We start from the raw sequence: 11,656 nt of genomic DNA, 5'->3' as shown, positions 1-11,656 counted from the left end.
TCGTCACCGTGTCGTCGATGGATCCGCTGGGCCGGCTGCTCGAGGAACGCCTGGGCGCCCTGACCCGCACCTACCGCTACGATCCCAACGGCAACCGCATCGAACAGAGCGACTACGCGGGTCATCGCACGACCCTGGTCTACGACGACGCGAACCACCTCGTCACGCGCAACGAAGGTGCGGATGGCAGCGCCGTGCGCACGACCCAGATGACCTACGATGCGCTCGGCCACGTGCTGACCGAGACGATCGGCGAAGGCGACCAGATGCGCCGGCGCGAGTACCGCTACGACGATCCGGCCTATCGGCGCACGCACGTGCGGCGCGAGCTCGTCGGCGAGGGCTGGATCGAGGAAGTCACGCAGTACGACGGCAACGGCAATGCCATCGCCAGTACCGATGTCCTGAACCGCACGACCAGCCGCGTGTTCGACGCGCGCGACCGGCTCATCCAGGAAAGTGCCCCCTTGGGCAAGGTCACCACGCTGACCTACGACGGCCGCGACGCCGTGCGTACCGAGACCCGCAGCAATGCCGGCGGTTCCGGCGCGCAGGTGCGCGAGCGCCGCTACGACGACGACGGGCGAGTGATCGCCGAGATCGACGCGAACGGCACGACGCGGACCTTGACCTACGATGCGGCCGGCAATGTCCTCGCACGCAGCGACGGCCTCGGCCACCTGATCCGCTATGCCTACGACGCGCGCCGCAACCGCACCGAGGAGCGCGGTCCCGAAGCCGGCCAGCTGACCACCTACGGCTACGACGCGAACGACAACCGCATCCGCGAGCAATGGGCCAACGGCCGTGTGCTGATCCACACCTACGACGACGAGGACCGGCCGCTGGACACGACCGACAGCCTCGGGCCGGTCGAGTCGCGCCGGTACTGGCCCGACGGTCTGCTCAAGTCGATCGCCGATGCCGACGGGCGCACGACCTACCAGTTCCACGACAGCCTGCATCGCCTCGTGCGCGAAGAGCTGCCCGGCGAGTCGGCGCGCACGCGCACGTTCACGCACACGATCCACGGCGAGGTGCTGACCGAGTCCGATCCGCGCGGGCTGCTGACGCAGTACACGATCGACTCGCTCGGACGCCGGACCTCGACGACCTTCCCGGCCGTCGACGGCGTGAACGCCACCGTTCGCACGCGTTACGACGCAGTCGGCAACGCCATCGAGCAGACCAATGCCCGCAACCAGACCACGACCTCGCGCTACAACGACCTGAACCAGAAGGTCGAGCAGGTCGATCCGCTGGAATGTGGGGATAGTCCAGCGGGTACAGCGAGGATGGAGCTTGGCAAAACGAAGGCCGCGTCGACGGCTGAAAGCGCACGAGGTTCGACGAATGTTGCAGGCACGACGGCTGCGCAACGTGACGGAATGATTGTCGGCTGGCTACGAGCCGCGCAACGGCTCGTGATCGCGCTGATGACGGCGGTGTCCTCGCCGGTATCGGCACAGGGCGACGTCAGCACGTCGCCGGCGTCCTTGGCAGGCATCCGCAGCGCTGCAGTGATCGCCGCTGCAACACAAGCCAGCACTACGATCGCACCGACAACCGCGACGCCGGCTTCTCACGCGCTCGATGCGTCTCGTGCGACGACAGGCGCAACGGTACGAACCTCAGCGATCAGGCAGACCACGGCGCCTGCATCGTCCTTCGCCGCCAAGACCGCGACCTCGCCGACCGCCACCTGCCTCCAGACCTGGACCTACGACACCGAAGGCAACGTCCTGACGCAGGTCGACCGCCGCGGCATCACGACGGTCAATACGTACGACCACGAAAACCGTCTCCGCACCCAGGCCAAGGCCGGTCTGGTCCTGCAGACGCTCGAGCGCGACAGCGAAGGCAACGTGCGCCGGCAGACCGATGCGCTGGGCCGGGTCACGGCGTTCACCTACGACAAGGCCAATCGCAAGCTCAGCGAAGACCGTGCCGGCCTGGCCACGGAACACTGGACCTATACCCCGCTCGGCGACGTCGCCACCCACACCGACGCCGACGGCCGCACGACGACGAACACGTACACCCCGCGGCGCTTCGTCGCCTCCGAATCGCTCGCCGGCGAGACCACGCAGTACAGCTATGACGGCGTCGGCCATCGCACGACGATGCAACGGCCCAACCGCACGGACGCAACCTGGACCTACGCCTACGACGCGGCCGGCAATCTCGCCGCGGTCACCGATCCCGAGGCGCATGCGACGACGTTCGGCTACGACGCGGCCAACAACCGCACGCACGTGACCGATGCGAACGACTACGTCACGACCTTCGGCTACGACGAACGCAACCGGCTCAGCGGCAAGACCTATCCGGGCGGCGGCGCCTGGACCTGGCGCTACGACGGCGACAACAACCGCATCCGCAGCGAAGCGCCGAACGGCCGCGTAACCGAAACGGCCTACGACGCCCTGAACCGCCCCACCCTGTCCACGTATGTCGGCGCACCGGCCGGCGAAGTCCAGTCGACGGCCTTCACTTACGACGGCAACGGCAATGTCCGCACGATTACGGAGACCAACAGTAGTGGTACTCGGATCGAAACCCGCGACTACGATCACTTCGATCGCCTCGTCGATGCCGTCGACGGCGACGGCCGCACCCTGCACTACGCCTACGACGACGTCGGCAACCGCACCCGCCTGACCGATCCCGACGGCCACGACACCGTCTGGGCCTACAACGACCTGAACCAGAACACGCAGGTCAACGTGCCGGGCCTGGGCACAACCACCTTGGGCTATGCGCCCAGCGGCCGGCTGACCGCGATCACCCGCCCCGACGGCTCGCTGACCGAACACGCCTACTTCGACAACGGCCGCCTGCAGACCCTGCGCCACAGCAAGGCCGGCCAGACCCTGGCCCGCTACGACTACGTCTACGACCCCAACGGCAACCGTACCGAGCAGCGCGAGCTCAATGGCGCCGCGACCGGCGACACGACGCAAAGCACGCGCTACGTCTACGACGACGCCGACCGCCTGGTCGAGGTCAAGGAACCGAATCGAACCACGACCTACACGCTCGATGCCGTCGGCAACCGCACGGCCGAGACCGTTGTCGATGGCAACAACACGGTCCTGAGCCAATCGACGCTGACGTACAACGATCGGGACCAGCTCACGAATCGCAGCGATCCGGTCGCCAACGTCCAGGTAATCCAGACCTGGGACAGTAACGGCAATCTGGCGACACAAGCCGTCAATGGCCAAGCGCCGCGCGTCTACACCTACGATGCGAGAGACCGCCTCGTCGGCCTGACCTTGCCGACCTCACCGACCGGTCCAACGACGCTGGCCTTCGCCTACCACCCCGACGGCCTGCGCCGCGAGAAGACCGACGGCGTCACGACCACGCGCTACCACTACGACGGCCAAAGCCTGCTCGCCGAAACCAATACCCTCGGCAACACCCGGCGCCAGTTCCACTACAGCGCCACCCAGCTCATCGCCCAGACCCAGGCCGGCGCCACCCCGACCTATCGACACGTCCTGCTCGACGCGCTGCGTTCACCAGTCGCGCTGCTCGATCCGACCGGCTTGGTCACCGCACGCACGAGCTACGACGCGTTCGGCGAAATCCGCGCTCAGCTCGGCACCGGCAACAGTCTCATCACGCCGAACCGCGAAGCGGCCAACGCCGAACTCCCCAGCACCGACAACCAGCCCATCGGCTTCACCGGCTACCTCAAGGACACCGAATCCGGCCTCTACTACGCCAAAGCCCGCTATTACGACCCCGCCACCGCACGGTTCACGACCGAAGATCCCGAGGCAGGCAAGGATTTGGAACCGCCGAGCCTGCATCGCTACCTCTACGCCTATGCCAATCCGACGGCTTATGTCGATCCGGCGGGGCGCGCTGGCTTCCTGACCGATATGCGCGACAGGCTCAATCAGACCGACGACATCTTGCGGGAGTGGGCCGCCGAATCCGATGGAACTGTCGGCATGGTTGCTGCCAGCATTAGTCGAGTCGTCGTTAACGTCGGCAGCGTACCGACTCGATTGGCGAACCTCGTTAGCGACGGTGTCGCGCAAGCTCTTCCCGGACAGGCGTTCGAAGGCGTCGCGCAACAAGGCTCGATCGACTTTGGTCAAACCGTCGATGCCACGTCACATATAGTCCGACATCCCATCGACACCGGCGCCGCTTTGCACGCGGCGGCCGTTGATACAACGTCCCGCACTATCGAAGGCGACCGCGGCGCTGCCAGCGATATGTTCAGCTTCGGTGGAGAACTGCTCTCTGGTAGTGGGATCGGCAAGAAGATTGCTCAGAAGATGGGGCGCAATGTCACCAATCGATCCGCTGCTACCGTCGTCGAGGGTGCCGATAGTAAACCTGCCTTCAACCCTTCCGGTGAAAAACCGCTCGCGCAGTTCTTTGACGATCCTGAGGCCGGCCATGCGCTGGCAGATCGCCTTAAAGAAGGTGGTGACGGACGAGCGTTGTCAGGCCACGGTCAGCGCGACTATCCCCTACAAAACCTGCAGGTCCCCGAGGGAACGGCCGTCACGCAGTTGCGCAGCAACGTCCTGCTGTCTGACGACATTGCGCTAAAGATCGAAGCCGGCAACTGGGATGAGTTGGCCCGAGACTTCGCAGCCAAACCGCTCTATCAGGGCGAACTAAGCGGCATGCATACTGCACTACCGGGATCCACGATACCGGACTACACCTGGCTACCGCCCGCTTACAAGCAACTGGATCCACTCACCATTCATAAAAACTCGGTGACGACCGGAACACCCCGACGCCTGTCCACCACACTGCAACCCAATATGGGCTGCATCAATTTCGTCGCTTGCACCGTTTTTAAAGACGAAAACTTTGGAGACTAGCGATGTACTTCGAAGACCTGTCGCCCTACTACTACCCCGTCGTCGGCGGCCAGCAATTGCTGATGATAGGCTGGCTGGAGCGCGGCCATGCTTTCCCGACGGGCGAAGTGCCTGCGGAACTGGTTGCCAAGCTGCGCGCCATCGAACGGTCGCCCTATCCTCAGCAGTACCGCTGCGCTTTGACCCGGGGCCTGCACTATTGCCATTTTTGCAAAGAGGACGATCGCGAGGCATCCAATGCGGAGCTGTTTATCCCGGATTCCGACGTGCCTGACCGCTACTACGCCACGACCTTCCTCACCTCCCACTACATCGAAGCGCACCGCTATCAGCCTCCCGATGCCTTTATCCGCGCCGTGCTCGCCGTCGATCTGCGCCGGCCGTACGATGCCATCGTGATCTACGACAGCCTGCTGCTGCCTCCTGAGACCATGCGAAAGGAGTATGAAAAGAAGGCGAAGGACGCAGAAAACGAACGCATCGATATTCAGCTAACCGAAAAACAGCGCGAGAACTTCCGTCGCGGCGCACACCTGCGCTACCGCAAGTGGCTGGATGAAAATCCGCTATAGCCATCGGCTGCGGTATCCGCCTTCACAATAAACCCCATCGCTGCGTTTTTTTTGTTGCGCCGTCAGCGCTTCGGCGGCGGTTCGGGCTCGCAGGTCATCACGAGACAGCCTTGCTAAACGCGTAGGCGCAGGCGACCGTTCACCTACGATCCACGCGGCAACCGCACGACGACGACACGCGGCAACCGCACGACGACCACGCGCGGCGGCATCACGCTCACCGACGCGTACGCTGCCAACGGCGACCGCACGAGCCAGGTCGACGGCAACGGCAAGGCCTGGCTGTTCCGCTACGACGCCTATGGCTATCCGCGCGAAGCGCAGTCGCCGCTGGGCGCTGTCGCGCAGTCCGTCTACGACGTGCGCGGCCGCCTGACCCGCGCGATCGATCCCAACGGCGCACAGACCGACTGGATCTTCGATGCCCGCGACCGCGTCTGGGCCGTGCTGCACCCCGCCGGCGCCGACGGCAGCGAGTCCATCGACGCCTTCTACTTCGACGACACGCAGCGGATCGCCACGCACACCAATCCGCGCGGCATCGTCACCGTGTCGTCGATGGATCCGCTGGGCCGGCTGCTCGAGGAACGCCTGGGCGCCCTGACCCGCACCTACCGCTACGATCCCAACGGCAACCGCATCGAACAGAGCGACTACGCGGGCCACCGCACGACCCTGGTCTACGACGACGCGAACCGCCTCGTCACGCGCAACGAAGGTGCGGATGGCAGCGCCGTGCGCACGACCCAGATGACCTACGATGCGCTCGGCCACGTGCTGACCGAGACGATCGGCGAAGGCGACCAGACGCGCCGGCGCGAGTACCGCTACGACGATCCGGCCTATCGGCGCACGCACGTGCGGCGCGAGCTGATTGGCGACGCTGGCAGCGGTTGGCTCGAGGAAGTCACGCAGTACGACGGCAACGGCAATGCCATCACGAGCACCGATGCGCTGAACCGCACGACGGCCCGCGTGTTCGACGAACGCGACCGCCCGCAACAGGAAACCGCGCCGCTGGGCAAGGTCACGACCTACACCTACGACGGCCGCGATGCGGTGCGTACGGAGACGCGCAGCAATGCCGGCGGTTCCGGCGCGCAAGTGCGCGAGCGCCGCTACGACGACGACGGCCGGCTCGTCGCCGAGATCGACGCGAACGGCACGACGCGCACCCGGGCCTACGATGCCGTGGGCAACCTGATCGAACACAGCGACGGCCTCGGCCATCGGACGCGCTACGCCTACGACGCGCGCCGCAACCGCACCGAGGAGCGCGGTCCCGAAGCCGGCCAGCTGACCACCTACGGCTACGACGCGAACGACAACCGCATCCGCGAGCAATGGGCCAACGGCCGGCTGCTGACGCACACCTACGACGACGAAGACCGGCCGCTGGACACGACCGACAGCCTCGGGCCGGTCGAGTCGCGCAGGTACTGGCCCGACGGTCTGCTCAAGTCCATCGCCGATGCCGACGGGCGCACGACGTACCAGTTCCACGATAGCCTGCACCGGTTGATCCGCGAAGAGCTGCCGGGCGAATCGGCCCGCACACGCACGTTCACGCACACGATCCACGGCGAGGTGCTGACCGAGTCCGATCCGCGCGGGCTGCTGATGCAGTACACGATCGACTCGCTCGGACGCCGGACCTCGACGACCTTCCCGGCCGTCGACGGCGTGAACGCCACCGTTCGCACGCGTTACGACACAGTCGGCAACGCCATCGAGCAGACCAATGCCCGCAACCAGACCACGACCTCGCGCTACAACGACCTGAACCAGAAGGTCGAGCAGGTCGATCCGCTGGAATGTGTGGATAGTCCAGCGGGTACAGCGAGGATGGAGCTTGGCAAAGCGGCGTCAGCGAAAGCCGCGTCGACGACCGAACGCATATCAAGCACACCGCTCGCGACGGGAGCGGCAGCGACGCCGCGCCGCGGCGGCATCGTCGGCTGGTTGCATGCCGCCAAGCGGCTCGTGATCGCCGTGATGACGGCCGTGTCGGTGCCGGCTTCAGCACAGGACAACGCAATCCCGGCTGCTACACGGGCTCTGCTCGTTGCCGCCAAAACTACGACCTCGCCCACCGCCACCTGCATCCAGACCTGGACCTACGACACCGAAGGCAACGTCCTGACGCAGACCGACCGCCGCGGCATCACGACGGTCAATACGTACGACCACGAAAACCGCCTGCGCACCCAGGCCAAGGCCGGCCTGGTCCTGCAGACGATCGAACGCGACAGCGAAGGCAACGTGCGCCGCCAAACCGATGCGCTCGGCCGCGTCACGGGTTTCACCTACGACAAGGCCAACCGCAAGGTCAGCGAAGACCGCGCCGGCCTGGCCACGGAACACTGGACCTATACCCCGCTCGGCGACGTCGCCACCCACACCGACGCCGACGGCCGCACGACGACGAACACGTACACCCCGCGGCGATTCGTCGCCTCCGAATCGCTCGCCGGCGAGACCACGCAGTACACCTATGACGGCGTCGGCCATCGCACGACGATGCAACGGCCCAACGGCACGGACGCAACCTGGACCTACGCCTACGACGCGGCCGGCAATCTCGCCGCGGTCACCGATCCCGAGGCGCATGCGACGACGTTCGGCTACGACGCGGCCAACAACCGTATTCGCGTGACCGATGCGAACGACCGCGTCACGACCTTCGCCTACGACGAACGCAATCGACTCAAGGAAAAGAGCTATCCCGGCGGCGGCGCCTGGACCTGGCGCTACGACGGCGACAACAACCGCATCCGCAGCGAAGCGCCGAACGGCCGCGTGGCCGAAACGGCCTACGACGCCCTGAACCGCCCCACCCTGTCCACCTACCTCGCCGCGCCGGCCGGCGACGTCCAGTCGACGGCCTTCACCTACGACGGCAACGGCAACGTCCGCACGATCACCGAGACCAGCAGCACCGGCACGAGAATCGAGACGCGCGACTACGACGACTTCGACCGCCTCGTCAATGCGATGGACGGCGACGGCCGCGCACTGCACTACGCCTACGACGACGTCGGCAATCGCACCCGACTGACCGACGCCGACGGCCACGACACCGTCTGGGCCTACAACGACCTGAACCAGAACACGCAGGTCAATGTGCCCGGCCTGGGTACGACCACACTCGGCTACGCGCCGAGCGGCCGGCTGACCGCGATCACCCGTCCCGACGGCTCGCTCACCGAACACGCCTACTTCGACAACGGCCGCCTGCAGACCCTGCGCCACAGCAAGGCCGGCCAGACCCTGGCCCGCTACGACTACGTCTACGACCCCAACGGCAACCGTACCGAGCAGCGCGAGCTCAATGGCGCCACGACCGGCGACACCACGCAAAGCACGCGCTACGTCTACGACGATGCCGACCGCCTGGTCGAGGTCAAGGAACCGAATCGCACGACGAGCTATACGCTCGATCCGGTCGGCAATCGGACCAACGAGACCGTTGTCGATGGCAACACCACCGTCCTGAGCCAATCGACGCTGACGTACAACGATCGGGACCAGCTCACCAGCCGGACCGATCCCGTTGCCGGTGTGAATGTCGTCCAGACCTGGGACAGTAACGGCAATCTGGCCACGCAAGCGGTCAACGGCCAGCAACCGCGGATCTACAGCTACGACGCGAGAGACCGCCTCGTCGGCCTGACCCTACCCACATCGCCCAACGGCCCGGCGACACTGGCCTTCGCCTACCACCCCGACGGCCTGCGCCGCGAGAAGACCGACGGCGTCACGACCACACGCTACCAGTACGACGGCCAGAGCCTGCTCGCCGAAACCAACGCAATCGGCAACACCCGGCGCCAGTTCCACTACAGCGCCACCCAGCTCATCGCGCAGACCCAGGCCGGCGCCACCCCGACCTATCGACACGTCCTGCTCGACGCGCTGCGTTCACCAGTCGCGCTGCTCGATCCGGCCGGGCTTGTCACTGCCAGAACGAGCTACGACGCCTTCGGCGAAATCCGCGCCCAACTCGGCACCACAGGCGCCCTGATCGCACCGAACCGCAACGGCGCCAACGCCGAACTCGCCAGCACCGACAACCAACCCATCGGCTTCACCGGCTACCTCAAGGACACCGAATCCGGTCTCTACTACGCCAAGGCCCGCTACTACGATCCGGCCACCGCGCGGTTCACGACCGAAGATCCCGAGGCCGGCAAGGACCTCGAACCGCCCAGTCTGCATCGCTATCTCTACGCCTATGCCAATCCGACGGCTTATGTCGATCCGACGGGAAGGCAAACATACACGTCCGAAGCCGCCATTGCTCGCGCTCGATCGCTTCTGAAAACAGATGACGAAAGAAATGCGTTTGATCGCGGAGCAGAGAAATATTTAGTGGAAAGTGCCAACCGAGGGCAGGAGACCAACGGCCTGATCTACGGAACCTTATCGTCACTTGCAGACATTCTCTATGGAACAGCTGAGTTCGGTTTAAGCGCCGGTGGCGCACTTTTGTTCGACTACAAAACTAACGAGTTTGTCGACACTCTTGCAAAAGGAGTCACAGAGACAGCGGAAGTGATACGTGGCGGCCCAGTCCCGATACTCGACAGCTATGCTGAAAAGAGTGCCAAAGCCGAATCACTGAGAAAGTCTGGAAAGCACTTCGAAGCTGGCGAAGTGTGGGGAAATGAAGGAGCGATATTCGTCGGCGCTGCCACAGGAACGCTACTTACAAGAAAGTTCCCTAAATCCATTACCGTATCGACTGAATCGATCGATGGACTGTCTTCCTCTGTCCTTGCCCAAGGAAGCAAGCCCACATTCAATCCGTTTGGGGAAAAGCCACTCTCCGAATTCTTCGACACTCCGAAAGCCGGACACAAGGAAGCTCTTGAAACCATCCCTGGAGGCAGTGGAAGGGCTTTCGCCGGCCACGGGGAACTAATTGCCCCGATAAAGACAACTGTCGTACCGGATGGAACAGCTGTAACAGCAGCACGCCCTGGCATAGCACTACGCGATGACATTGCTCAGATGATGGAGCGTGGAGACTGGGAATCGATACGAATCGCAGCAGAGAAAGACGCCTATGTAGCTGGCCAGGCCAGAGGAATGCAAACATACTTGCCAGGTTCAGAAATTCCGGACTACACAGGGCTGCACCCAGGGACACATACTCGGGGTAAATCGGTCCTATCGCCGTTACGAATCCTTGAAAACAGCATAACCGTGAAAGAACCGACCCGACTCTCAACCATGCTTCAAGAAAAGCAAGGCTGCTTCGTTTGGGCCGCCTGCACCGTAGTCAATGACTAGGTGAGAAAAATGAATGAACAAGACCTGCACAACCTATTGATTTTGCAAAGCCCTTACTACGAGGATTTCGCTCCATATCGATACGAAGGCAGCGAAACAATCTCACGAATTAGCCGTGTGGGGTGGATCAGAGCAGACGAATCATTTACTTCTGGTCGAGTCCCGCCATCTTTAATTAAAAAACTTTATCTAGCAAAACTATCAACACTTCCAGTAAATTTTCATTTCCATAAAACAAGAAGTGGAATACCATGCACATTATGCGAACCTGGCAATCGAGCAAGCTTTAGTTCTGAGTTGCTCATTCCAAGAGTCGACCTTCCAGGAAGCTTTTTTGGAAGTCAATCTATGATTGACCACCTAATTACTGATCATGGTTATAAGCCACCAGATGAATTCATAGATTCGGTGATGTCGTTAGATCTATCCAAACCATTTGATGCGGTCATAACCTTTGACGAAATATCCCTTGACATAGATTCCATGGTAGAACTTTATAAAATTCGCGCAAACTTATTTTCAGGAAAGGTTCCTAACGCCGAAGAGCAGCGCTACAAGAACTGGCTTGACCTTCATTTAAAGAATAATTCCTAAATAGGGCCGTGACGCGCATTGCCTACGACACGGGTGTCGGCGGGGCCGTGCGCGGCCTGCTCGCCGAACCCGTCAGTCTCGTCACCGACGCACGCAACCACCCGACCGAAACGCGCATGAACCGCTACGGCGCCAGCGTGCGCGTCACCGATCCGGCCGGCACCACCGAGACGAGCTGGGATCCCGTACACCTGCAGCCGGCCACGCGCACCGATGCCCTGGGCGGCATCACGACCTTCACCTACGACACGCACGGCAACCGCACGAGCGCCACGCTCGTGACGCCCTACGGCACGCGCCGCGAGCAGTGGAGCTATCTGCCGCCGTCGGACTTCG

The 11,656-nt window shown here is 63.3% G+C and carries 5 protein-coding genes; all 5 read left to right on the top strand.

The window, feature by feature from the left end:
* Nucleotides 1–17: 17 nt before the first annotated feature.
* Nucleotides 18–4,859: an RHS repeat-associated core domain-containing protein gene (locus tag NON22_RS13525; RefSeq protein WP_257387467.1), complete on the top strand. Its 4,842-nt coding sequence runs from the start codon at nt 18–20 to the stop codon at nt 4,857–4,859.
* A 2-nt stretch (nt 4,860–4,861) separates the two neighbouring features.
* A complete protein-coding gene (locus tag NON22_RS13520; protein ID WP_257387466.1) occupies nt 4,862–5,431 on the top strand; it encodes a DUF7919 family protein in 570 nt (189 codons plus the stop codon).
* A gap of 360 nt (nt 5,432–5,791) precedes the next feature.
* Entirely contained in the window at nt 5,792–10,726 is a 4,935-nt protein-coding gene (locus NON22_RS13515) for an RHS repeat-associated core domain-containing protein (RefSeq protein ID WP_257387465.1), read from the top strand.
* A gap of 9 nt (nt 10,727–10,735) precedes the next feature.
* Nucleotides 10,736–11,320, top strand: coding sequence for a DUF7919 family protein (locus tag NON22_RS13510; protein ID WP_257387464.1), 585 nt, complete (start codon nt 10,736–10,738; stop codon nt 11,318–11,320).
* 8 nt (nt 11,321–11,328) lie between these two features.
* Nucleotides 11,329–11,656, top strand: a 328-nt coding sequence (locus NON22_RS13505) for a hypothetical protein (RefSeq protein WP_257387463.1), incomplete at its 3' end; no start/stop codon positions are given.

The sequence above is a fragment of the Tahibacter caeni genome (assembly GCF_024609805.1).
GTDB lineage: Bacteria > Pseudomonadota > Gammaproteobacteria > Xanthomonadales > Rhodanobacteraceae > Tahibacter > Tahibacter caeni.
Note: the sequence above shows the minus strand (reverse complement) of the source record. Positions and strands in the feature narration are given on the sequence as shown.

Coding starts and splice junctions, on each gene's coding strand:
- NON22_RS13520 (WP_257387466.1), top strand. CDS start 4,862: ATGTACTTCGAAGACCTGTCGCCCTACTACTACCCCGTCGTCGGCGGC.
- NON22_RS13525 (WP_257387467.1), top strand. CDS start 18: ATGGATCCGCTGGGCCGGCTGCTCGAGGAACGCCTGGGCGCCCTGACC.
- NON22_RS13510 (WP_257387464.1), top strand. CDS start 10,736: ATGAATGAACAAGACCTGCACAACCTATTGATTTTGCAAAGCCCTTAC.